26 protein-coding genes are annotated in these 23322 nt (G+C 64.7%); 17 read left to right on the top strand and 9 right to left on the bottom strand.

What is annotated here, in order from left to right:
- Positions 1 to 40: 40 nt before the first annotated feature.
- Positions 41 to 310: a hypothetical protein gene (locus IEV87_RS05325; protein WP_188476621.1), complete on the top strand. Its 270-nt coding sequence runs from the start codon at positions 41 to 43 to the stop codon at positions 308 to 310.
- On the opposite strand, the gene IEV87_RS05320 is transcribed toward IEV87_RS05325, so the two are convergent.
- Complete coding sequence (locus tag IEV87_RS05320) at positions 300 to 1091, bottom strand: Crp/Fnr family transcriptional regulator (RefSeq protein WP_188476620.1); 792 nt, start codon at positions 1089 to 1091, stop codon at positions 300 to 302. The two genes, IEV87_RS05325 and IEV87_RS05320, sit on opposite strands and share 11 nt — an antisense overlap.
- A 479-nt stretch (positions 1092 to 1570) precedes the next feature.
- Here IEV87_RS05320 and IEV87_RS05315 point away from each other — a divergent pair, with 479 nt between their 5' ends.
- Positions 1571 to 1774: a hypothetical protein gene (locus tag IEV87_RS05315; protein WP_188476619.1), complete on the top strand. Its 204-nt coding sequence runs from the start codon at positions 1571 to 1573 to the stop codon at positions 1772 to 1774.
- A 9-nt stretch (positions 1775 to 1783) separates the two neighbouring features.
- On the opposite strand, the gene IEV87_RS05310 is transcribed toward IEV87_RS05315, so the two are convergent.
- Positions 1784 to 2500 (bottom strand): RlmE family RNA methyltransferase, encoded by a 717-nt coding sequence (locus tag IEV87_RS05310; protein WP_188476618.1) that lies wholly within the window; start codon positions 2498 to 2500, stop codon positions 1784 to 1786.
- A 158-nt stretch (positions 2501 to 2658) separates the two neighbouring features.
- Here IEV87_RS05310 and yghX point away from each other — a divergent pair, with 158 nt between their 5' ends.
- Positions 2659 to 3543 (top strand): YghX family hydrolase, encoded by an 885-nt coding sequence (gene yghX / locus IEV87_RS05305; protein ID WP_188476617.1) that lies wholly within the window; start codon positions 2659 to 2661, stop codon positions 3541 to 3543.
- 57 nt (positions 3544 to 3600) lie between these two features.
- On the opposite strand, the gene IEV87_RS05300 is transcribed toward yghX, so the two are convergent.
- The 3 genes from IEV87_RS05300 to IEV87_RS05290 form a co-directional block, all read right to left on the bottom strand.
- Entirely contained in the window at positions 3601 to 4236 is a 636-nt protein-coding gene (locus IEV87_RS05300) for a hypothetical protein (protein ID WP_188476616.1), read from the bottom strand.
- 224 nt (positions 4237 to 4460) lie between these two features.
- Positions 4461 to 5573, bottom strand: coding sequence for a Ppx/GppA phosphatase family protein (locus IEV87_RS05295; RefSeq protein ID WP_188476615.1), 1113 nt, complete (start codon positions 5571 to 5573; stop codon positions 4461 to 4463).
- Positions 5574 to 5682: 109 nt separating this feature from the next.
- The gene (locus IEV87_RS05290; RefSeq protein WP_229737602.1) at positions 5683 to 6366 is read right to left on the bottom strand and encodes a sulfotransferase family 2 domain-containing protein; all 684 of its coding nucleotides are present in this window, start codon (positions 6364 to 6366) and stop codon (positions 5683 to 5685) included.
- A 211-nt stretch (positions 6367 to 6577) separates the two neighbouring features.
- Here IEV87_RS05290 and IEV87_RS05285 point away from each other — a divergent pair, with 211 nt between their 5' ends.
- The 10 genes from IEV87_RS05285 (at position 6578) to IEV87_RS05240 (ending at position 13925) form a co-directional block, all read left to right on the top strand.
- Positions 6578 to 6880: a virulence factor gene (locus IEV87_RS05285; protein ID WP_373284029.1), complete on the top strand. Its 303-nt coding sequence runs from the start codon at positions 6578 to 6580 to the stop codon at positions 6878 to 6880.
- A 25-nt stretch (positions 6881 to 6905) separates the two neighbouring features.
- Positions 6906 to 7826, top strand: coding sequence for a methylenetetrahydrofolate reductase (locus IEV87_RS05280; RefSeq protein ID WP_188476614.1), 921 nt, complete (start codon positions 6906 to 6908; stop codon positions 7824 to 7826).
- A 58-nt stretch (positions 7827 to 7884) separates the two neighbouring features.
- Entirely contained in the window at positions 7885 to 8856 is a 972-nt protein-coding gene (locus tag IEV87_RS05275) for a methyltetrahydrofolate cobalamin methyltransferase (RefSeq protein ID WP_188476613.1), read from the top strand.
- 178 nt (positions 8857 to 9034) lie between these two features.
- On the top strand, positions 9035 to 9310 hold the full coding sequence (locus IEV87_RS05270; protein ID WP_188476612.1) for an STAS domain-containing protein: 276 nt from the start codon (positions 9035 to 9037) through the stop codon (positions 9308 to 9310).
- Entirely contained in the window at positions 9307 to 9672 is a 366-nt protein-coding gene (locus IEV87_RS05265) for a response regulator (RefSeq protein WP_188476611.1), read from the top strand. The genes IEV87_RS05270 and IEV87_RS05265 overlap by 4 nt, the downstream gene beginning before the upstream one ends.
- Before the next feature lie 8 nt (positions 9673 to 9680).
- Complete coding sequence (locus tag IEV87_RS05260; protein ID WP_188476610.1) at positions 9681 to 11837, top strand: chemotaxis protein CheA; 2157 nt, start codon at positions 9681 to 9683, stop codon at positions 11835 to 11837.
- Positions 11830 to 12288: a chemotaxis protein CheW gene (locus tag IEV87_RS05255; RefSeq protein ID WP_188476609.1), complete on the top strand. Its 459-nt coding sequence runs from the start codon at positions 11830 to 11832 to the stop codon at positions 12286 to 12288. Before IEV87_RS05260 ends, IEV87_RS05255 begins: the two co-directional genes overlap by 8 nt.
- Positions 12285 to 13184, top strand: a complete 900-nt coding sequence (locus tag IEV87_RS05250; protein WP_188476608.1) for a CheR family methyltransferase — start codon at positions 12285 to 12287, stop codon at positions 13182 to 13184. The genes IEV87_RS05255 and IEV87_RS05250 overlap by 4 nt, the downstream gene beginning before the upstream one ends.
- Complete coding sequence (locus IEV87_RS05245; protein ID WP_188476607.1) at positions 13171 to 13557, top strand: response regulator; 387 nt, start codon at positions 13171 to 13173, stop codon at positions 13555 to 13557. The genes IEV87_RS05250 and IEV87_RS05245 overlap by 14 nt, the downstream gene beginning before the upstream one ends.
- 56 nt (positions 13558 to 13613) lie before the next feature.
- Positions 13614 to 13925, top strand: a complete 312-nt coding sequence (locus IEV87_RS05240; RefSeq protein WP_188476606.1) for a hypothetical protein — start codon at positions 13614 to 13616, stop codon at positions 13923 to 13925.
- Between the two features lie 85 nt (positions 13926 to 14010).
- On the opposite strand, the gene IEV87_RS05235 is transcribed toward IEV87_RS05240, so the two are convergent.
- From IEV87_RS05235 to IEV87_RS05220, 4 genes are all read right to left on the bottom strand, one after another.
- Positions 14011 to 14526, bottom strand: coding sequence for a chemotaxis protein CheD (locus IEV87_RS05235; RefSeq protein ID WP_188476605.1), 516 nt, complete (start codon positions 14524 to 14526; stop codon positions 14011 to 14013).
- A complete protein-coding gene (locus tag IEV87_RS05230) occupies positions 14523 to 15242 on the bottom strand; it encodes a CheB methylesterase domain-containing protein (RefSeq protein ID WP_188476604.1) in 720 nt (239 codons plus the stop codon). Before IEV87_RS05230 ends, IEV87_RS05235 begins: the two co-directional genes overlap by 4 nt.
- Complete coding sequence (locus tag IEV87_RS05225) at positions 15239 to 18187, bottom strand: methyl-accepting chemotaxis protein (RefSeq protein WP_188476603.1); 2949 nt, start codon at positions 18185 to 18187, stop codon at positions 15239 to 15241. Before IEV87_RS05225 ends, IEV87_RS05230 begins: the two co-directional genes overlap by 4 nt.
- A gap of 122 nt (positions 18188 to 18309) precedes the next feature.
- Positions 18310 to 18900, bottom strand: coding sequence for a response regulator transcription factor (locus tag IEV87_RS05220; protein WP_188476602.1), 591 nt, complete (start codon positions 18898 to 18900; stop codon positions 18310 to 18312).
- 160 nt (positions 18901 to 19060) lie between these two features.
- On the opposite strand from IEV87_RS05220, the gene IEV87_RS05215 reads away from it, so the two are divergent.
- The 4 genes from IEV87_RS05215 to IEV87_RS05200 all read left to right on the top strand — a co-directional run bounded on the left by IEV87_RS05215 (position 19061) and on the right by IEV87_RS05200 (position 23319).
- Complete coding sequence (locus IEV87_RS05215; protein WP_188476601.1) at positions 19061 to 19543, top strand: molybdopterin-dependent oxidoreductase; 483 nt, start codon at positions 19061 to 19063, stop codon at positions 19541 to 19543.
- Between the two features lie 38 nt (positions 19544 to 19581).
- The gene (locus IEV87_RS05210) at positions 19582 to 22227 is read left to right on the top strand and encodes an ATP-binding protein (RefSeq protein WP_188476600.1); all 2646 of its coding nucleotides are present in this window, start codon (positions 19582 to 19584) and stop codon (positions 22225 to 22227) included.
- Positions 22228 to 22297: 70 nt separating this feature from the next.
- The gene (locus IEV87_RS05205; RefSeq protein WP_188476599.1) at positions 22298 to 22744 is read left to right on the top strand and encodes a PaaI family thioesterase; all 447 of its coding nucleotides are present in this window, start codon (positions 22298 to 22300) and stop codon (positions 22742 to 22744) included.
- Positions 22741 to 23319 (top strand): TetR/AcrR family transcriptional regulator, encoded by a 579-nt coding sequence (locus IEV87_RS05200; RefSeq protein WP_188476598.1) that lies wholly within the window; start codon positions 22741 to 22743, stop codon positions 23317 to 23319. Before IEV87_RS05205 ends, IEV87_RS05200 begins: the two co-directional genes overlap by 4 nt.
- Positions 23320 to 23322 lie beyond the last annotated feature (3 nt).

Raw genomic sequence — 23322 nt, 5'->3', positions numbered from 1 at the left:
CATTCTTGGTCAAGGGCCGCGCCCGTGATATTCTGCTGGAATGAAACCGCTCCTCGCCCTTCTGATCGTGACGCCCCAGTTGCTCTGGGCCGACAGCACGATCAACGGCAAGACGGTGGAATGCTACTGCACCGACAAGACCGGATCGCGCGTCGAACTGGGCGAAACCATCTGCCTTGAGGTCGGCGGGCGCATGTTCATGGCGCAGTGCCAGATGTCGCTGAACGTCCCGATGTGGCGCGAGGTGCGCCAGGGCTGCCTGACGTCGCAGGCCCTGCCCCAGACCCCGATCCCGACCGTTAAAGGTTGACGGGATTCCGCGGAAACCAGGTTTCGTCCAGATCGTCGTAACGGTTTTCATACTGCGAGATTTCGCGCAGCTCCTCCGGGCGCAGGATGCGAACATAGGGCCGGTCGATCTGGATCAGGCCTTCATCGGTGAAGGACCGCAACAGGCGATTCACGTAGACCTTGGTCAGGCCAAGGACGTCAGCAATATCCACCTGCCGCAGCGGCAGACGGAAACGCCGCCCGAGGTCGGGATTGGTGAACAGTAGCCGTTCGTGCACGTCCAGCAGGAAATGCGCCATCCGTTCGCGTGCCGTACCGGCCCCCATGATCGCCAGGCGATCCTTGAGCGTCATCTGATCGAGGCTGGCGATCGCCGTCATCAGCGCGGCCAGACGCGGCGCACGCTGGAATACGGCTGTCATGTGGTCGCGCGGAAAGGGGCAGACGGAACCGGCGGTGACCATGTGCACGTCATGCGGCACGCGGCGGGTTCCGAGCGTCGTCAGGCCAATCACCTCTCCGGGCAGGTAGATGCGCAGGGTCAGGCTGCGGCCGTTGCGCGGAAGCGACCGCGCGACGGCCCACCCGTCCTTGAGCACGAAGAGCTCCTCTGCAGGGTGACCGGAGGTCATAAGGGTTTCCCCCCGCGCGGCGCTGCGCTCGCTGTCCTCCATGCGGGCGATGAATTCGCACTCATCGGGCCCAAGCTCTGCATAGCGCGACAGGCGGCTGGCAAAGCAGCTTGCCGAGGTGGCGCGCCCGCTGGTGTCCTTGGTGAATGCGCGTGTCATCCGTTGCATGATATCGGTCTCTCTGGTGTCGAAGACGTGTGTACAGTCATGGGGTAAAAAACGGCTATAGCGGCCAGAGGTTCCCTCGGGGGCCGCGTACACAAACGTTCCGACGCCACGTAAGAACGCCGCAAGGTGCTGGGGTAGAACGATAATTTCGGGAATTTCAGACGAGGTAGTGGTATTGCAGTCTTCTCCGGTCGTACTGGCGGGATCACCTGTACCCTCTGAACCCGCAACCCAGCCCGGCATAGTGTGCCGCCAGCCGAAGCAGAGCAAAACCGATCCTTTCGGATGAAATGGTCAATCTGGGGTAGAAACTGTGCAAAAATTCAATCAGTTAAACTTGACGCTCATTGGCTGCGGCGCGATCCGCAGCGGGCCGCCGCGTGATGGTCTGGTAAACGCCCCGTCACCGGCACCCTGTCGGACCAATTTGGCCACAGATCGCTGTCAAGCATGACCCGGACGTTTCAGGGGAACTGCAGATGACGATCACGCCCGAGGACCGCGCAGCACTTGCCGCCCGCCATCACAAGCTGTTTGACCTGCTGCGCCAGGGCAACATCCAGGCCGTGCACCTGTCGCCCGCACTGCCGCATCCCACCACCCCGCACGAACCGGTACGCGTGAGTGAGGAGGAGATGTTCCTGCGTTTCCGCACCGAAGCTGCCGCGACCCTCCGGCGCTGACGCGGTCGTTCAGCCCCGATAACCCGTCGCGACGACGAACTTCTCGGAACTGTCGGACCGAGACGAGGGTGGCTTGAAATTCGCGACCTTGTCGAATTTCTGCTTCAGGATTTTCTGAAGCTCCCCCTCCGCGCCACCTGCCAGCACCTTGGCCACGAAGGTTCCGCCGGGGGCCAGCACGTCGAACGCAAACTCCGCGGCCGCCTCACAGAGAGAGATGATCCGCAGGTGATCCGTCTGCTTGTGCCCGGAGGATGCCGCGGCCATGTCGGACATCACGACATCCGCCTGTCCGCCCAGCCAGTCCTTCACCTGGTCGTCCGCCCCCTCGCCCATGAAGTCGAGCTGATGGATCTCCGCCCCAGGAAGCGGATCCACCTCCTGCAGATCGACTCCGACGATACGGCCGACCGCCTTGCCGGACTTCTGCCCGAGGGCGTTGATGCGCGGCACCGCGACCTGAAGCCAGCCACCGGGCGCGCACCCAAGGTCCACCACCCGCGCGCCGGGCACGAGGAAGCGGTACTTGTCGTCGATCTCCATGATCTTGAACGCCGCGCGCCCGCGATAACCTTCGGCCTGCGCGCGCTGCACATAGGGGTCGTTCAACTGCCGCTGCAGCCACCGGGTCGAGGAAAGCTTGCGCCCGCGCGCCGTCTTCACCTTTACGGTCAGGTCGCGCTGCCCGCGTCCGGAGGTGTTCTTTCCCGTCGGTTTCTTGGCCACGCGCCCGTTCCCTCTGCACTCCCTTCGCCTTAGCGCCCCGGCAACGGCTACTCAAGTCCCGGCCCCGTCGCGCAAGCGTGATGCCCCTGCAGCTTGACGCAGGGGCACCGGCCTGTCGATGCTGATCGCGTCCGCAACCCAGCCACACGAGGCCCAAGATGACCCGCCTGACTGCCAAGGACTTTGCCCCCGAACTTCTCGAACTCTACGACTTCTATGCCCATGGGCTGATCACGAAGCGCGAATTCCTCGACCGTGCCGGAAAATTCGCCGTCGGCGGCGTCACCGCCGCGACCATCCTGTCGGTCATGAGCCCGGATTACGCGATGGCGGAGCAGGTCTCTTTCACCGATCCGGACATCCTGGCCGAATGGATCACCTATCCTTCACCGAACGGCCATGGCGACATCCGCGCCTATATGGTCCGCCCGACAGCCAGCCCGACCGCGCCCGGCGTCGTCGTGGTGCACGAGAACCGCGGGCTGAATCCCTATATCCAGGATGTGGCCCGCCGCGTCGCCAAGGCCGGATTCATCGCGCTCGCCCCCGACGGGCTGACCCCCATGGGCGGTTATCCCGGCAATGACGACAGGGGGCGTGAACTGCAGCAGCAGGTCGATCCGGAGAAGCTGATGAACGACTTCTTCGCCGCCGTGGAATTCCTGATGGCGCATGACGATGTCACCGGCAAGGTCGGCATCACCGGTTTCTGTTATGGCGGAGGCGTCTCCAATGCCGCAGCCGTCGCCTACCCCGAGCTTGGCGCTGCCGTGCCCTTCTATGGCCGCCAGCCCGCCGCCGGCGATGTCGCGAAGATCAGTGCTGCCATGCTGATCCATTACGGAGAGCTCGACACCCGCATCAACGAAGGCTGGCCCAACTACGAAGCCGCGCTGAAAGAGGCCGGAACGGAATACGAGGCCTACATCTATCCCGGCGCGAACCATGGGTTCCACAACGACTCCACGCCCCGCTACGACGAGGCGGCGGCGGAACTGGCATGGCAGCGCACCGTGGACTGGTTCCGCAAGCACCTCACCTAGAACGAGAAAAGGGCGCGCTCCGGCGGGAGCGCGCCCTTCCGTCGGGACTGGCCGGGGTCAGGCCTTGCGGCGACGCAGCCCGAGCAGACCAAGGCCCGAGATCAGCAGCACGGCACCCGCGGGCAGCGGCACCGCGGCGGCCGTCACGCTGATCGACGCCAGGTCGAAGCCGTCCTGCGACCCGGTCGATCCGTAGACCTGCCGCGTGGCATCGGCGAGGAACAGGTATGTCCAAGGTCCGCCGGTCAGTTCCACCGACATGTTTGCCGTGGTGGTGTAGGCCGCCCCGTTGTCGAGCGTTCCGACCTGGATCGCGGAACCCCAATCGTACGTGTTGCTCACGTAGACATTGGCCGCCTCGAAATGGTTCGACGGAAAGGTCACTTCGACCGTCATTACCGTACCATTGCTTGGCGGGCTGATTTCGAATGCGATGACACCGCCGAGTTGGAAGAACGGATCCGACCCCAGGCCAAGTGAATAGAAGCCGGAACCCGAGTTGATGTTTGATGTCAGACGGCGGGACGGATCGGTGCCGCAGTCCAGTGCGATCGGGGACAGACCGGGGATCGACGTGGTGACGTCGGTTGCACATTCAGCGCCAAGCACGGTCAGGGTGACAGGAGCGGCGGAGGCCGACATGGCCGAAGCAAACAGCACGGCTGCCGCGGAGGAGAGGATTTTTTTGAACATATATTTGCGCCTTCTTTCAATGCGGCAGTCTCGAAATCATGCTCAAAAATACCGCACCCGGCAAAGTTTTGCCACAATTTTTTAAACTACCTTAACAAATTTGACGCATGGTCTGGCCCGTCCAAAGTCGGTCTCGCTACATGTCTTTGGAAATATTGAAGCAAATTTTCCGCCCACCAGACGCACCCGTATGGCAACAGATTGTTTCCGGCAGCTTCGGCAGGTTAGAAGGGCACATCCTCCAGTACCCCATGCGCCGACATCTGGGCATAGAGCAGCCCCTCGCGCAGTCCCCGGTCGGCCACCGACAACCGGTCCGTCGGCCAGCACCGCAGGAGCGCCTGAAGGATCGCCGCGCCGGACATGATCAGGGTCTGCCGGTCCTGCCCGATCCGCGGATCCTTGCGCCGCCCGTCAGGGCCAAGCGACAGGTAATCCCGGATCACCCGGTCGATCTGGTCCGAGGTCATGCGCAGCCCGTCCACCTTGGTCCGGTCATAGCGCTTCAGCCCGAGATGGGACGCCGCAACGGTCGTCACGGTGCCCGATGTGCCGATGATCTGGAACCCCTCCCGCGCCTGCTCGTCCTTGTAGGGCGCGAATTCGGCGAGCGACTCCTCGAAGAACCAGGACATGAGCGCGAAACGGGCCGTGTCGTCCTGCACGTCGCGGAAATGGTCCCGGAGGGTGGCGACACCGAGCGGGACGGAGATCCAATCCACCACCTTCGCCGCCGGGAACGGGCTTTCCGGCGCGTGGAACCCCGCATGCAGCCGCATGATCGCGCGCGGCCGGTCGCGCCGGGGCACCGCGGTCAGGTCGATCCAGACGAGCTCTGTCGATCCGCCGCCGATGTCCACCACCAGCAGCTGTTCGGTCCGCGTCGACACCAGCGGCGCGCAGGAGATCACGGCCAGACGCGCCTCCTCCTCCGGCTGGATGATCTCCATCTTAAGCCCGGTTTCCTGCTGGATCTGCTCGATGAAGCGCGTCGCGTTCTTTGCCCGGCGGCAGGCCTCTGTCGCGACAAGGCGCATGTGGCGGACATTGTGCCGGCGCAGTTTCTGCTGACAGACCCTGAGCGCCTGGATGGTGCGGGTCATCGACGCGCGCGACAGCTGCCCAGACCGTTCAAGGCCCGCGCCAAGCTGCACGGATTTCGAGAAGCTGTCGACCACATGAAACTGGCTGCCCTTCGGCTGCGCAATCAGCATGCGGCACGAATTCGTGCCCAGATCCAGCGCCGCGTAGAGTTCGGCGGGATCCGGTGTTGAGGGTACGGGGCTCTCGACCGGCTTCGGGAATGCGCCCGCACCTTTGGGACGCCTGGGCGCCATCGTCGCGCCCTCCTGTAACGTGTTGATCCAAGCCTAGCGGAGCGCCCTCAGCGACGCAAGGGACACAGTTGTCGACCCGGGCTTACACCCGTGTCCCGAAGCGGCGGCGCTAGAATGGCCGCGGGTAGTGATCCGCCAACAGGTCGTAATCCGGCGCGAGGTAGTCCCGCACCACGTCCCGCGTTGCGGCGGAAAGATCGTCGAGACCCAGCCGCCACGCCGACGCATTGCGCTGACCGACCGCAACACTGTGCCCGGTGTGGCGCGACAGGTGCCGGGCGAGTTCGGAGATCTCCTCGGTTCGGAACACCGCGTCATAGACCGACAGGTCCGGTCCGGTGAACAGCACCGTCGGCAAGGCGTGATGCTTGATCGACGAACTGGCGGCCATGTAGCCCGGCAGGTTGGCGAAGAAATGGTCGGGGTCGGGGTCGGCGGGAAGATCGCTTTGCCCCGACTGGATCCGGTGGCTGTCGCGCAGGTCCCCCTTCTGGATCACCCGATCCGTATAGACCGACATCAGCCGGGCCAGGGGGTCGCGCAGGACGGTGAATCCGAACCAGCCGGGCCGGTGCGTGTCGCGCCACCTGTGCGGCCGGAACCGTTTTGTCGGGTAGACCTGATGCAGGGCACGCAGGTCGGTTTCCAAAGCAGGCCACCGTTCATGGTCGATCCGTGCGAGCATGGACTTGACGCTTGACGATCCGGCCTTGGGCACCGCCATGTAGGCGATCCGATGCTCCGGCATGACGACTACCATCCTGTCGTAACTCCGCGACGCAAGTTTCCACATCACGAAAATGTTCCGGTCAGGGACCGTGGTCAATTCATGAAGGTCATGAGGATTTTGAACATCACCGGGGGTGGCGGGAATGCAACGGCTCGGATAGCTCTGCCTCATCGGCTCCGCCGCGTCGCCGCCGCGACGCAAGGTGTCGAAAACGACCCCGCCAACCGCCCTGCCCTGACGTAAAACCGGGCAACGGACGTCAGAGGAAGCGACCATGGCCCTGAACGAGATCACCCTTGTCTGCTGGCGGGACATTCCCGCCCAGGTGATCGTGGGCAAGGGTCGCAAGGCCGCCAAGCTTGTCCTGCCCGAACGCTTCGAGCAGGCCATCGACCGCGCCGCCATGAAGACCGGAGCGTCGGACACCGACGCCTACCTGGCCGAATGGCGCAAGCTTCCCCTGACCCCGGCGGAGGGCGATCCCTCCGACATCGCCGCGCGCGAAGTGGCGCGCATCGATGCCGAATACGACCAGGACCGCATCAAGGCCCTGATCGCAAATGACGGATGGGCGTGACACGCCCGTGCTGGAGGGACTGAGGATGGCCATTCTGAATTTCGCGCGCCGCGCCGCGCCGCAGCCGGTCGACGCCGGACTTGAAGCCTTCATGCAGGGCTACTCGATCGAGGTGATGCCCCGCACCGCCGAGAAGGTCGAGGATTTCCGCGCCCTCCTGCCCGAAGGCACCCGCGTCTACATCGCCCATATCGACGGCACCCCGATCGGGGACATGGTCGCCACCGCACGCCGCCTTGCAGCCGACGGGTTCGAGGTCATGCCCCACTTCCCCGCCCGCATCATCCGCGACAGGGCGACGCTCGCCGACTGGATCGCGCGCTATCAGGGTGAGGCGGGCGTGACCTCCGGCCTGATCCTCGCAGGGGGCGTCGCCGAACCTCATGGCGATTTCGACAGCTCCATGCAGCTGCTGGAGACCGGGCTTTTCGACCGGGCCGGCTTCACCCGACTGCATGTCGCCGGGCATCCGGAGGGCAACCGTGACATCGACCCCTCCGGCGGCGATGCGGTGGTGATGGAGGCCCTGTGCTGGAAGCAGGCCTTTGCAGACCGCACCGACGCACGGATGGCTCTGGCCACCCAGTTCGCCTTCGACGCCAAACCGATCATCGCCTGGGCCGACCGCCTGGCAGAGGCCGGGATCGCCCTTCCCATCCACGTCGGTGTCGCCGGGCCGGCCAAGCTGCAGACCCTCATCAAGTTCGCCATTGCCTGCGGCGTCGGTCCCTCGCTCAAGGTGCTGCAGAAACGCGCGATGGATGTCTCCAAGCTTGTCCTGCTCTATGAACCGACCGAGGTGCTGACCGACCTCGCCCGCCACAAGGCCGCACACCCCGACAGCCTGATCGCGCAGGCCCATGTCTTCCCGCTTGGCGGCATCGGGGCTTCGGCGAAGTGGGTCACCGAAACGGCCGGCAGCGCGGGCAAGCCCGCAAATACCTGACTCCCCGGACGATCCGGGTTACAACCCGCCCGGACTGGGCAGAAGACAAGGGAATGCAATGACCCGCACCGTGCTTGAGAGCAAATCGAAAACCGTCGTCATCGGCTTTGACGAACCGTTCTGCGTGATCGGAGAGCGGATCAACCCGACGGGCCGCAAGAAGCTGGCGGCAGAGCTCGAGGCGGGCGACTTCACCACCGTCGAAAAGGACGCGGTGGAGCAGGTCGCCTGCGGGGCCATGGTTCTGGACGTGAACTCCGGCGCGGTCTTCACCAACAAGATGGCCGAGGATCCGCGCTACGCCGACAACAACTTTGTCGAGCCGATGCTGATGCCGGAACTGGTGAAGCGCGTGCAGGCCCTGGTCGACGTCCCTCTCTGCATCGACTCGTCCGTGCCCGGCGCGCTTGAGGCGGGGCTGGAAGCGGCCGAGGGCCGGCCCCTCCTCAACTCCGTCACCGGTGAGGAGGAGCGGCTGGAACTGGTGCTGCCGCTCGTCAAGAAGTACAACGTTCCTGTCGTCGCGATCTCCAACGACGACACCGGAATTTCCGAAGACCCCGACGTCCGTTTTGCCGTGGCGAAGAAGATCGTGGAGCGCGCCGCCGATTTCGGCATCCCCGCGCACGACATCGTCGTCGACCCGCTGGTCATGCCGATCGGCGCCATGGCCACCGCCGGGCAACAGGTCTTTGCCCTTGTCCGACGGTTGCGCGACGAACTGGGCGTGAACACCACCTGCGGCGCCTCCAACGTGAGCTTTGGCCTCCCGCATCGCCACGGTGTCAACGCCGCCTTCCTTCCGATGGCCATCGGCGCGGGCATGACATCCGCCATCATGAACCCGGTCCGCCAGGTCGAGATGGAGGCGATCAAGGCCGCCAACCTGCTGATGAACCACGACCCGAACGGCGGCGCCTGGATCGGGTTTTCCCGCATCATCGACGCGGTGAACGAAGGCGCGACATTTGCCGAGGCCGCGCAGGCCTCCGCCTCCTCCGGCCGGGGCGGGCGCCGCCGCCGTCGCTGAGACGACCCTGCCAGCAGTTGTTCCAAACAAGCGCCTCGCCGGTCCCCCGACGGGGCGCTTTTTCTGCCGCCCGCGTAACCTCACCTTAACTCCCGCCCCCCTATCACCCTCCTGACCTTTCGGCAGAGGGAGAGCAGGGCCATGGCGTCCGACATCAATGTGCAGAAGGCGGACGCCCATGGGTGAACCTTACCTTCTGCCCGCACGGCTCGATCTGTCCGCCAGCACGGCCCTCGCCGCCGATTTGGCGGAACGGCTGGACGCCGATCTGACGCTCGACGCCGGCAAGGTGATGCAGATCGGCGCGCTCTGCACCCAGGTCATCGCCGCCGCCGCAATCAGCCTGCGCGAAAACGGTCACAGCCTGTCTTTCGTCAACGCCCCCGACCGCGTCATCGACCAACTGAGCCACCTCGGCTTCACTCCCGAAAGTCTGGCGGAGGCAGGTGCATGACCGTCACCGTGCTCGCCGTCGACGACAGCCGCACCATGCGCGACATGATACGGATGAGCCTTGTACCCGCCGGCTTCCAGGTCCACCTCGCCGAAGATGGCGTGCATGGGGTCGAGGTCCTGCGCGACATCGCGCCGGACGCGATCATCACCGACATCAACATGCCGCGCATGGACGGTTTCGGCTTTATCGACGCGGTCCGCCAGCAGGACACGCACCGCGCGACGCCGATCCTTGTCCTGACCACTGAGAGTGCCCCGGAACTCAAGCAGCGCGCCCGCAGCGCCGGGGCGACGGGATGGATCGTCAAGCCATTCGACCCGGAGAAACTGGTCAAGGCCCTTACACTGGTGACCGGATAGGGGGCGGCATGACCGACACCAACGACCCGATGGCAGAGATCCGCGCCTCCTTCTTCATCGAATGCGAGGAACTGCTGGAAGCGCTGCAGGACGGGCTGCAACAGCTCGAAGACGGCGCGGACGACCCCGAAACGATCAACGTCGTCTTCCGTGCGGTGCATTCGATCAAAGGTGGCGCCGGGGCATTCGGACTGGAACCGTTGGTCCGTTTTGCGCACCGCTACGAAACCGTACTGGACGAGGTGCGCGCCGGACGCCTGCACGCGGATGCGGAGGCACAGAAGGTCTTCTTTCAGGCCGCCGACCATCTCTCCGACCTCGTCCGGACCTGCCGTGACGGCAGTGACATCGACGAAGCGGCGGGTGAGGCGCTGGTCGACGCGCTGAACGCCTTCCTCGGTGACGAGGAGGAAGAGGAAGTCACCGCAGAGGACTTCCAGCCGCTGCGCGTCTCCTTCGACCTCGATCTCCCCGCCGTCGAAGAAAGCGGGTCCGCGCCGACCTTTCGGGTCGTCTTCCGCCCGGGGCAGGAACTGTTTGCCACCGGCAACGAACCCCAGAAACTGCTTCGCAACCTTGCTGCACTCGGCGCGACCGACATTACCTGTGACACATCCACCCTGCCCCGGCTTCAGGAACTCGCGCCGGAAACCCCCTACTTCACCTGGACCGCCATCGTGGACGCCGAGATCGACGAGGCCGAAATCCGCGCCGTCTTCGAATTCGTCGAAGGTCTCTGCGATCTTGAGATCACCCGCACGGACACATCGAACGCTCCGGACATTGATCTGCCGCCCCTGCCCGACCCTCAGCCGGAAGCCGTCCCGGAACAGTCAGGTGCCGAAGACCCGCCCGAAAACGCCGCCGACCCCGAAACGCCCGTCCCGGTCGCCCCCGCCCCTGCGGAGCCATCTCGCAAACAGACCCCGACCGCCGCATCTTCCGGCGCCAAGTCGATCGTGCGCGTCGACCTGGAACGGATCGAGCGGCTGGTAAACCTCGTCGGGGAACTGGTCATCAACCAGGCGATGCTCGCGCAAAGTCTCGATCAGGCCGGTCTCTCTCCCCATTCCGATGCCATGAACGGGCTTGAGGAATTCCAGCGCCTCACCCGCGACATCCAGGACAGCGTGATGATGATCCGGGCCCAGCCCGTCAAATCCCTCTTCCAGCGTATGTCCCGGATTGTCCGCGAAGCCTCTGCCGCGGTGCGAAAGGACGTGCGGCTGATCGCGGAAGGCGAGGCGACGGAGGTCGACAAGACCGTCATCGAACGCCTCGCCGACCCCCTGACGCACATGATCCGCAACGCTGTCGACCACGGCCTCGAACAAACAGAGAACCGGATCGCGACCAACAAGAACCCGGTCGGGGAAATCCGCCTGACCGCCGCTCACCGATCCGGACGCGTCTTCATCGAGGTTGCAGACGACGGCGCGGGCATCAACCGGCCCAGGGTGCTCAGCATCGCCAAGTCCAAAGGCCTGATTTCCCAGGATGCCGTATTGAGCGACGGAGAGATCGACAACCTGCTGTTCCTGCCCGGTTTTTCCACGGCGAGCGAGATCTCGGACCTTTCCGGACGCGGCGTCGGCATGGACGTGGTCAAGACCTCCATCCAGCAGCTTGGCGGGCGCATCACCATCCAGTCGGAAAAGGGCAAAGGCACGAAGTTTTCCATCAGCTTGCCCCTGACCCTCGCCGTACTTGACGGCATGGTCATCAATGTCGCCGGCGAAACCCTCGTCCTGCCGCTTAACGTCGTCGTCGAAACGCTCAGCGTTGGCCCCGACGATGTTCAGATGCTGCGCCCCGGCGCCTATGTCGTCCGGGTGCGCGGCGGATTTGTCCCGCTCTACGATCTCGGCGTGATGCTCGGCTACCGCAGCCCGAGAGAGTCACAGGACGGTGCCATCGTCCTGCTCATCTCGCTCGAAGACGGGGCACGCGCGGCGCTGGTGATCGATGGCATTCAGGACCAGCGGCAGGTCGTCATCAAGGGGCTCGACGACAGCTTCTACCGCGCCCCCGGTATCGCGGCGGCAACCATCCTCGGTGACGGTCGCATCGCCCTCATCCTCGACCCGGCCGACATCATCGCCGCCAGCGGCCAGACCCCTATGCCCGACATTGCTCAAATGGAAAGCCTGATTGCCAATGAATGAGCTGACGAACACATCCGCCCTCGAACTCCTGACCTTCCGCGTCGCGGACCAGGAATACTCGCTCGACATCATGTCCGTCAGGGAAATCCGGGGCTGGACCCGAACGACACCGATGCCCCACGCACCCGACTACATGCGGGGAGTCATCAATCTGCGCGGCACCGTCCTGCCAGTGATGGACCTGGCCCGGCGGCTCAACCTCGGGGCGCGGGAAACCACGGATCGCAACGTGATCATCGTCGTCAAACTTGGTGACACACTCACCGGGTTGCTGGTCGACGCCGTCTCAGACATCGTCGCCATGACAGAGGACGACCTGCAGCCGCCACCCGACCTCGCATCCGATCCGCAGATGTCGGTGGTGCGCGCGCTGACGGTCATCGACGAACGACTGGTCCGGGTGCTCGACCTTGCCTCGGTCGTCCCCTCCCTGACAGAAGACGCCGCATGACGGACCCCGCAGGACATCGGACCGTCCAGAGTATGAGCGCAGCCGCTTTCGCCGGCATCGCCGCCCTGGCCAAGGCGGAGGCCGGGCTGGTGATGCCGCCGAACAAGTTGAACATGGTCCAGTCCCGCCTACGTCCGCGACTGGCGGAACTCGGACTGGAGACCTACGACCAGTACGCCAGTTTTGTGGCAAGCGCCGACGGGGTGGGGGAGCGCCGACAGATGCTATCTGCCCTGACGACAAACGTTTCGCATTTTTTCCGTGAGAATCATCATTTTGAGATGCTGCGCGAACAGGTTCTGCCCGAACTCGCGACCCGTGCCCGGGAAGGCAAAAGTGTGCGCATCTGGTCCGCCGGCTGTTCGAGCGGGCAGGAACCGTATTCCATCGCGATGACCATTCTCGAACACGCGCCTGAACTGGCCGCTCTGGACACGCTCATTCTCGCGACGGACATAGACCCGCGCATCCTCGAAACTGCCGCGGCTGGTCGATATTCGGAAAATCAGATCACGACCATTCCCGAACCAATGGCGGCCCGGCACCTCCATGAAGCCGCAAATCAGTTTTCGGTCAATGACACCGTTCGGAAACTCGTCCGTTTCCGGGAGCTCAATCTCTTCAATCCATGGCCCATGCGGACGCGGTTCGACATCATCTTCTGCCGAAACGTCGTGATCTATTTCGACTCGGAAACGCAAAACTCACTCTGGCCGCGGTTCGAGGCCGCGCTGCGCCCGGACGGTTGGCTCTTCCTCGGGCACTCGGAACGCGTGTCGGACAGCTACAGCCGTCGGTTCCGCACTGTTGGCATGACGGCGTACAGACCTCAGGCGGCAAACACAACGACAGTCCAACAGGCAATAGAAAAGGAGGAGCCGTATGGCACTGCGTGACCAGATCCGGATCATGGTCGTCGACGACATGTCGACCAGCCGCGGGCTGATCACCCAGGCCCTTGACGCATTCGGCGTGCGCGACGTCGCCAGCACAGCTGACGGTCCCGCCGCCTTGAAAGCGCTTGAGGCGCGGCCGGTTCACCTTGTCATTTCGGATTACAACATGCCCGGAATGGACGGTCTTCAATTGCTGCAGAAACTACGAACGGGCGCGCGGACGAAAGGCGTCGGTTTCATCCTGATTACCGGGAAGGCGGACAAGGCGATCATTGAGCAAGGGCGGAAATACGGAATGAACAACTTCCTGAAAAAGCCGTTCGAACCACAGGATCTGCGCGCCTGCATCGAGACCGTGGTCGGCCGCCTGTGACTGATAGACCGACGGACAGCGTGATACCTCTCAGTGCGGAAAGGCTAATCGGTGCCATGTCCGCCCAACTCGACCGACTGAGGCAAACGGTACATGAACTGGAGGAAAGCCTTGGCAGGGAACTGGAGCATCAGCCCGAGTTGCCGGCGCAAGCGATCCTGTCTCTGCAGCACCTCGACCGTTCCAGGCAGTCCCTTAGCGATATTGCCAGAGTGCTGGACCATGCCGCACCGATGGTGCAATGGAAGGATGGGACATCCATCGGCATTCACGATCTACAGAACCTGGTCGATATGCAGCGCAGCCTCGTCGGCTTGCAACAGACGTCCATATCGGACGTCGAGCACGGGCAGGATATCTGGTTATGATACAGCCTTAGGCGCCGCGCGGCCGGTTTCCCGGTCCCGCGTCAGACGGCCCGCCTACTCGGACTGCACGGCGCAGATGGAAACCTTAGAAAAGCTCCACGCCGTTTCTTTCCACGCGCGATTGTGCAGGCACCTCGATCAGATCCTTGACCGGTGCGACCGTTTTCTGCATCACCCGACCTTCCGTCGGAAAGAAACGGATGTGCCTCGCGGAGGCACCGCCGATGGAATGGCCGATGCAGGGTATGCCTTCCCTGCTCAGAAAATCGAGCGCGAACCGCCCGTTTGAATCTCCGATGTCGGACAGGCCGGAAATCATGCGGGCCCCGCCGAAAACCTTTGCACGCAGGTTCGCCCGGTTTGCACCACGCCGGATCAGACCGTTGATCAGCAGTTCCATTGCGTTCACGCCCGCGAAATCGCAATCGACACCGCCCACGCTGACCTGGGCAACGAGGATGTGGTTCATACCGCCAACATGGGCTGCCTCATCCCATAAACAGGTCGACACGCAGGAACCCAATATCGTCGAAATTACAGAGCCCGGTTCAGCTGATACCGCGAATTCACCCTGCGTGATGCTGATCTGCCGTCCCGTCATTCAACAATCCCGCTTTCGGTGTCATACGGCAAGCCAGGCATCTTTGTCCGGGAGAACCTGCACATCGCGCGAGGAATTTCGGAAAGCGGGAGCATATGCATCACCGCCCCGAGTTCCGCAGCGGCGCGTGGCATCCCGAATACGGTGCAACTGGCCCGGTCCTGACCGATCGTGATCGCACCGTGTGAACGCAATTGACGAAGGCCTTCCGCTCCATCCCGCCCGAGACCTGTCATGATGATCCCGAGCACATTCGGAGCGAAACCAACGGCTGACAGGAACAGGTCGTCCACGGAAGGACGGAATCCGTGGCGCGCCGGTCCGGCGACTTCGACGCATGCAAAGCCATCCGGCACCCGGTGCACTGCGGTATGCAGTCCGCCCGGCGCGACCAGCACCCGGCCAGGCAACAGGCGAACTCCGTTTTCTGCCGGCAGAACTGACTGATCGTAGGTTCGATCCAGTCGTTCGATGAACCGTTTAACGTGAGGGGCGGGCATGTGCAGAACGAAGACAATCGGGGGACAATCGGCGGGCAGGTCCCGCAGAAGTACCTCGAATGCCGAAGCGCCGCCTGTCGACGCGCCGATGAGGACAATCCGGTTCCACTTTGTCATCGGACCTTCTCCGACCGGTGACAGACCAACGGCATCGGACGGAGCCAGAACTTTTTCTGTGGGCACAATCGCAGCCGCCCCGAACGAGAATGCTGTCATCTCGATGTCCCCGAGAGGCTATTCAGCTGTTCGACCGAGGCAACTGTCGAATTCCGCAATGAACCGGTCCTGCCAAGTTGAGAAGAAGCCGGCGATTTTCCACTTTCCCAAGTCCCGTCCACATCGCCGATGTCGAACCGCCCGATCGAAACCGTAAGGCTCTCCGCCCGTGATGCCAGTGCATGGGCTGCTGATGTCGTCTCCTCGAACATGGCCGCGTTCTGCTGCGTAGCCTGATCGATTCTGGTCACGGCGGCGTTGACCTGCATGAGACCCTGGCTTTGCTCATCGCCCGCCCTCGCGAGGCTTTCGATGAAGGCAGAGACTTCGCTGATGGCGGTCACGATGGAGTTCAGCGCCTCCCCCGTTTCGGAGACGAGGTCCACCCCCTGTGCAACATGCTGGCTGGAGCGACCGATCAGCGTCCCGATTTCAGCGGCCGCGTTTGAACACCGTTGCGCCAGGCCGCGCACCTCCGTGGCGACAACGGCGAACCCGCGCCCGGCCTCTCCGGCGCGTGCGGCTTCGACCCCGGCATTCAGCGCAAGGAGGTTGGTCTGGAACGCAATGTCCTCGATCACCCCGACGATCTTCACGACCTCGCCGGAGGATGTGGCGATTTCGGACATGGCTTTTTCGGCAGACTCCACGATGCGACCGGAGGTTTCGGCGCGCGCCCTGGCCTCGCCGACCAATGTGCTGGCGCGGGCGGTGCTCTTTGCGGTCTCCGCCACGCTCAGCGTCAGCGCATCGAGGCTGGCCGCGGTATCCTGAAGGGTCAGCGCCTGGCTCTCCGTCCGGCGGGCGAGGTCATCCGACGCGTTCACGATTTCCGCCGTTTCAAGGCGCATCGACACCGTTTCCTCTGCAATGGCGCGCATGGCGTCGGTGAGGTTGTCGGCTGACGCGTTGTAATCCAGGCGGAGTTGATCGTATTCCTCTGAAAACTCACGCGTCAGACGCCGGGTGAGGTCGCCGGAGGAAATCGCCGTCAGACCGACCCTGAGCGCGTCCACTACCCGAGTCTGCGCCTCCTCCATCTCGGCGCGTCGGGTCTGGGCGGCGATCAGAGACCGCTCTGCCACGGTTTCGTCAGTACCGATAAAGACGGCACCGGTCGGCTGTCTGGCGCGGTTCAGCACGGGAAACATCCCGCCGGCAAGGACGACGGGATCGTTTGCCGGACCAATGCGGACCTTCCCGGTCCACGCGACGCCTGATGCCACCTCTTCGCCTATGGCAGCCCCATCCCTGCCGTCATTCCAACCTTGAACGTCGCGGCGTAGGGACAAGCCCGCCACATTGATCCCCTTCGCCGCGCAGGCGGTTCGGAACGGATCATTGCATCGGACCAACTGTCCCCCCAGGTCGAATTCGGCCTTGGCGTGATTTGTTTCGATGGCATGCAGTACGGCCTGGTTGCGCCGCAGATCGGTCACATCGCTCCACTCGATCACCAGACCGGAGGTCGTGCCATCGGCCTGTGCAATGGCATCGACCTTGAGCTGGATGAGTGCGGATCCGGTGGGAATATCGGTCGTCAGCGGCAGGTTTGCGGGATCGCTGAGGCGGGCGCAGACCATCGCGGGCATCCGGTGAAACCGGTCCATGTTTTCCCCGATCAATGAGCGTGGGTCGGTCCCGTCCATGACGGTACGCAGGTCCTCGGCGCGGTCTTCCAGGAGACGCACCAATGAGGGGTTGAGATAGACGATGTTGAACTCCGCATCGGTCATCATCAGCGCGGCGGAAGTTGCCTGCAGCGCGGCACCGCGGCTCTGTCCGACGGAGTGGTCGTCCCTGGCCCGGAGCAGCGTCCTTCTCAGTTCTTCCATCGCCGTCGCCATGCGCCCCATGACCCCGACTTCGCCCTGCCCCGGGGACGGAGCGTCGTATTCTCCCTTCCGCAACGCCTCCAGTCCGTCTGTGTGCGCTCTCACAGGCGCAACGAGGTGGCGGCCAAGCAGGCAGGCGGCCAGCGTGATGGCCGCAAGCAAGGCCGCGCCGCGCAGCGCCGATCCCCGTGCAAGGTTGCGCGCGGGCTCGGTCAGGCTCCGTTCCGACTGTTCGACCACTGCCAGCCAGGTCCGCCCGAAGAACCGCGCCGGGGCAACGCCCGCCAGCGTCGGTTCAGCGCGGTCCAGCGTGACGGTCCGGGATTCGCCCGCGCTTGCAAGGCTCAGATCCTCTGATGTCAGAACCGCAGGCACCCCCGGCCCCTGAGCCGTGACCATGCCGCCGTCCCGGGACAGCAGATGTGCCACCATCCGGCCATCGGATGACGCCAGCCTGGCGAGCGCTTCCTCCAGCAAGACCACCGGGAAACCCGCGCCGAGGACGCCGATCACCTCACCCGTTCCGTCCCGGATCGGGGCCGCCATACGCGCGATCATCCCGTCATTCCCGGCGTCGAAATCCGACACCACGACCGACCGGACATCGCCCTCCAGAACTGCCATCACGGACGGATCGGACGCAATGAGCGCCGTGCCGGAGCCCGTGCTGAAGACCTGTGTCCCGGTCCGGTCGAACAGGCTGATATCGGAGAACCGGCTCCGCCGGGCGAGGTCGCGCAATACGGCATCGTGGACACGGACGGCGCGAAGATACCGCGACGCACGCGCAGGGGCAGTTTCTGGCGCAGCGCGCGCTTTCGCCAGCGCGCCCGCGTCGGGCATCAACTGCCATCCTGCGTCGAAATCCCTGAGTGCGGTCAGCACCGGCCCCGTGCCCGCGTAGAATGCAAGATCACCCTCGGCCCGCTTCGCCACGCCCGCGACTTCCGTCGCGTCCACCACCGCCAACCTGAGCAGCGCGGCGCGCCCGTCCTCCGTCAGACGGGTGCGGGCATCGCGATAGGTCAGAACCCCCATCACCGAGAGCGCCGTGGCACTGAGCAACACCAGCGCCAGAACCATCTTCAGCGCAAACCCGAGTCGGATCATGGGCCTGAATTCCCCGCAGAAAGGCCGCAAGGCGCGACCGCCATCGCCCCCTTATCCGGTTCGGGAATGAAGATTGATTTAATCGGGGCACAGCCAAACGGACCACGTCCGGTTGACCGGTGTCAGACGAGCCCAAGGTCGCGCGCGCGCATGGCCGCATGGGTGCGGTTGCGCGCGCCAAGCTTTCGGGACAGGGTCTTGACGTGAAGCTTCACCGTCACCTCCTGCACCCCGAGATCCCGTGCAATTTCCTTGTTGGACTTGCCCCCCGCAATGCCGCGCACGACCTCTACCTCGCGCGGGGTGAGCCCGTGGGTCATGTCGGCCACCGCGTCCTCGGGCAGGTAGATCTCTCCGGACATCAGGATGTCGACCGCCTCCACCAGATCCGCGGGGGCAAGCGTCTTGGGAAGGAACCCGTGCGCGCCCAGCTCCATCGCCTGCCGCGCGACCTCCGGGCTTGCCGCGCCCGAGATCAGCGCCACCGGAACGTCCGGCACCGTGGCGACGACGGTCCGCACACCGTCAAGCGCGGCCATCCCCGGCATCCGGTAGTCCAGCAGGATCAGGTTGAAGGTCAGATCGCGGATCGCGCTCTCGACCTCGGCGAAGGTCCCCACGGACACGACCTCATGCCCGCCGTTCTGCCGCAGGAAGGCTGCAATGGTTTCGCGGACCAGTTCGTGATCATCCGCGAGAAGCACTGTTCCCATCCGGCTCCCTCCGTAAAACCTGAATCGCACCCTATCCAAAAGAGCAGGCCATGTCCCGAAAACTTGCAGTTCTGTTTACCGCCGATCAAGGTCTGCATGAAAACAAGGTCCCTGCCGCGGTCCCCGAAGCCGCGCGCCGGGATATCGAAAGGACGACACGATGCACCGCCTGATCCTCCTCCTGTTCTGCCTGTGGGCCCTGCCGTCGCTTGCGGCCGATCCCCTGCCGGTAGCCACGGGAACGCCGATGCTGACCATCACCGCGGGCGGAGACACGCACAGGCTCGACGCGGATGGCCTGCGCGCGCTTCCGGTGGCGGAGTTTGTCACAACGACGATCTGGACAGAGGGACCGCAGTCCTTTGCCGGCGTCCGCATGACCGACCTTCTGGACCGGCTCGGCATCTCCTCCGGGACCATGATCCTGACCGCCGCGAACGGCTACCAGGTCCGGGTCCCTGTCGCGGATTTCGGTCCCGACGGCGCCATCATCGCCTATGATCGCAATGGCGAAGCGATGACGCTGCGGGACAAGGGGCCGCTCTGGCTGGTCTACCCCTATGATTCCGATCCGAAATTCCGGACGGAAATCATATACGCCAATTCCATCTGGCAACTCGACCGGATCGAATTCGCCGACTAGACTTCGGCGCGTCAACGCGCCGGAACCGGGCAGAGGATGTGACACAGGACCAGCATAGCCAGCCAGCCAACGGCACCACCCCTTTGGACACCGGCCTTCGTGCGCCGGGGCCGCTGCGTTCCGGCGCAGTGTTCCGCATGGCGATCCTGGGTCTGCTTCTGGCGATCTCTGCCATCGTCGTGATCTACCTGCTGACCGAAGTGCGCGGGAAGCTCGCGGAGCTTTCCTCCTCCCCGCAGGACAATGTTCAGTGGACACTGGCCCAGACCGAGGTCGAGTTCCTCGAATTCGTACTCGCTGCGAACCGCGTGCCGCTGGACGGTTCCCCCGCGGCGGACGGGCTGCGGCAGCTGCGCCTGCGCTACGACATCCTCTATTCGCGCATGCGCACGATCCAGGACGGCGAGGTCTATCGCAAGGGCTTCTCCGACCCCGGCCTGATCCGCCGCCTCTCCCTCCTCTCGGCGGAGGTTTACGAGTTGGCCGATCGCATCGACCAGCCGAACGTCCGGCTTCTCGCTGACCTGCCCGCGCTCAGGTCCGATCTGACCAAGCTGCGGGCTCAGGTCCGCATTTTGATGACGGAGGGGAACCGCGCGCTATCCGTCGCCTCCGATCAGGCACGGCGCGGGGTGTCGCTGGTGCTGACCCGTCTGGTCATCGCGGCGATGGTGCTGCTCGTCACCGTGGCCACGATGGCGATCCTCTTCCGCCGCACCGCACGCCAGTCCGAGGCGCGGTTGCGCCAGAACCTCGTCACCTCCGGCCGGATGGAGGCGATCTTCGCGACTTCCCGTGACGGCATCGCCGTGATCAATGCCGCCGGACGCATCATCACCCTGAACCGCGCAGGATACGAGATGTTCGGCCGGACGGAAGCCGACACCAGCGGCAAGAGCATCGCGACCCTTCTGGCCAAGCGCACCGACAAGGGGCTTGAGGCCGTCACCGGGCGCTACCTTTTCGACACGGTGGCAGCCGGGCGGAAGACTGCGATCCGCAGAGTCGGCCTGCGCGCGGACGGGACGGAGTTCCCGGTTGAACTGTCGCTCAACATCTCGACCCACGAGCGGACGCCGATCTGCGTCTGCGTGATCCGCGACAACGTCCATCAGGCGACCGTTGAAGCGGAACTGAAGGATTCCCGCGACCGCGCCCGCGCCGGGGAACGCGCCAAGGCCCGCTTTCTCGGCGTCATCAGCCACGAGATGCGCACCCCCCTGAACGGCATCCTCGGCACCATCGCCCTGATCGGAGAAGACCTCGACACGCGCGAAAACCCTGTCAAGGAACTGCGCGACACCTACCTCCCCGTTCTGCGCAATTCCGCCCGGATCCTGCTGTCTCTGGTGAACGACGTGCTCGACATCACCCAGATCGAAAGCGGCATCCGCCTGTCCGCCCGGCCCTTCGACCTCGACGCACTGCTGTCGGATCTGGTGGCGGCGGAACAGGGACAGGCGCGCATCAACGGCAACACGCTCCAGCTCAGCACGCTGACGCCGATCGGCCGGGTGCAGGGGGACCCCGACCGGCTCCGCCAGGTCGTCGGCAATCTGCTGACCAACGCGGTGAAGTTCACCCGCGACGGCCGCATCACGCTGGATTCCTTCCGGCTGAACAACGACATCGTGGAGATTCAGATCCTCGACACCGGCTTCGGCATGACCGAACAGGAACTGTCCCGCGTGTTCGACGATTTCGTGCGCACCGACACCGCCGTCACCCGGCAGATCCAGGGCTCAGGCCTCGGGCTCGGCATCGCCCGCGATCTGGTTGAGGCGATGAACGGCGAGATCGGCGCCGAAAGCGTTGAGGGCGAAGGTTCCCTCTTCTGGATCCGCGTGCCTCTGAAACCCGAGGACACGGGCGCGACGCCCGCCGATCCCGCTCCGCCACTGACGCAGGCCCCGCGCTCCTCGCGTATTCTGGTGGTGGAGGACAACGCCACCAACCGCTTCATCGCCCGCCGCCTGCTGGAAAACGACGGCCACAGGGTGAGCGAGGCGGTCAATGGCGCCGAAGGCGTGGAGGAAGCCATGCGCAGCGCCTTTGACCTGATCCTCATGGACGTCTCCATGCCGGTGATGGATGGAATCACCGCCGCGCAGGAGATCCGCACCCGCCCTGGCCCCAACACCCGCACCCGCATTGTTGCCCTGACCGCGCAGGTCACCGGCGGCATGGACCACGTCCGCACCGCACGCGCCATGGATGCGGTCCTGCACAAGCCGCTGGACCGCCACCAGCTCCGCCAGCAGATCGCGATGGTGCACGGGGGGCAGGTGGTAACAGCCCCTGCCCCCGCGCCCGAACCGCCCCTTGCCACGCTGGTGCAATCGGTCGACGCCGCTACCGCACGCCGCCTGATCGACGGCTACTTGAAGGAGACCGACGAACAGATCGACCACCTCTTCCGCAACACCCGCGGCCCCCGTCCCGCCGGGCCCGACCTCGTGGACACCATCCACGCCCTTGCGGGGGCCGCCGCCAGTTTCGGCGTGCGCGGCCTGCACCAGCTGCTGATCCGCGCCGAACTGGCCGAACGCGCCGGGGACACTACGACCGCCAGCCGCCTGATCGCCCGCGCCGCCCGCACCTGGCCCGCCCTGCGCGATGAAATCCGCGCCACCCGTGATGCGCTGCCGGTGGATGAGCGGGAAAGTACGGACAACCCCGGCTAGGGGCTTCCCAGACCGAACCGAATCCGCCACACTAGACCGAGTGGTCCAGAGATAGGTGCAGGAGGGTAAGATGTACGACTGGAACAATCCTGAACTGCTGGCGCGGCTCAACGCTGGCTCCGGCAGTCAGGGGTTCAACGCCTGGTTCGGCGTGCAGGGGCTCGCCGCCGGGGACGGCAAGGTCGAAATCATCGTGCCGATCAAGCCGGAGCTTCGTCAGCACCACGGCTACGTTCACGGCGGCTGCATAGGCGCGCTGGCCGACATGGCCTGTGCCTGGGCCGGTGCCGCGGCCGCCGATCAGGACGTGGTGACGTCAAGCTTCACGCTGCATTTCCTCAGCCCCGCCATGGGGGACCTGCTGCGCGCGAAGGCTCACACCATCCGCTCCGGCAAGACGCTGGCGACAGTGGAAGCCGAGGTCTGGAGCGAGGCAGAGGGTCGCGAGCCGAAAAAAGTCGCCGCCGCTATCGCTTCCATCGCCATCCTGCCGCAGCGTCGGCCCCGGGCGGCATGACCCGCCAGGGCGAGGAAACCCGCACCCGGCTGATCCGCGCGGCCACGGCTCTGTTCCAGTCGCAGGGTTATCATGCGACCGGCGTCGCCGCGATCCTATCCTCCGCCGGGGTGCCCAAGGGGTCGCTCTACCACCACTTCCCCGGCGGGAAAGAGGCGCTGACCGTCGCCGCCGTCGACTGGCTGGCCGAAGAGATGGCCGGCCGTTTCGCCCGCGCCACAAGTGGCGGCATCCCAGCCAGCAAGCAGGTCCTGCGGCTGTTCACGGACACCGCCGCCTGGCTCGAGGCGCATGATTATTCGCAGGGTGCGCTTCTGTCGCTGCTCGCGCAGGAGGTCGAACCTTCGGAAACCGCGTTGCGCAGCCGCGTTTCGCAGGCCTATAGGGATGCCTCCGACCAACTGGCGGAGGCGCTGGAAGCCGGGGGCGCCGACGCCCCCCGCGATCTTGCCGTCACGGTTCTTGCCGCGCTTGACGGCTGCGTCGCCCGTGCCCGGGCGCAACGCTCTTCCGCCGCGCTGCATGACACGGGCCGGGTCCTCGCAGCCGCGGCGGGCGGCCCTGCGTCGAGCTGAGCT

The organism is Primorskyibacter flagellatus (assembly GCF_014638275.1).
Lineage (GTDB): Bacteria > Pseudomonadota > Alphaproteobacteria > Rhodobacterales > Rhodobacteraceae > Pseudooceanicola > Pseudooceanicola flagellatus_A.
Note: the sequence above shows the minus strand (reverse complement) of the source record. Positions and strands in the feature narration are given on the sequence as shown.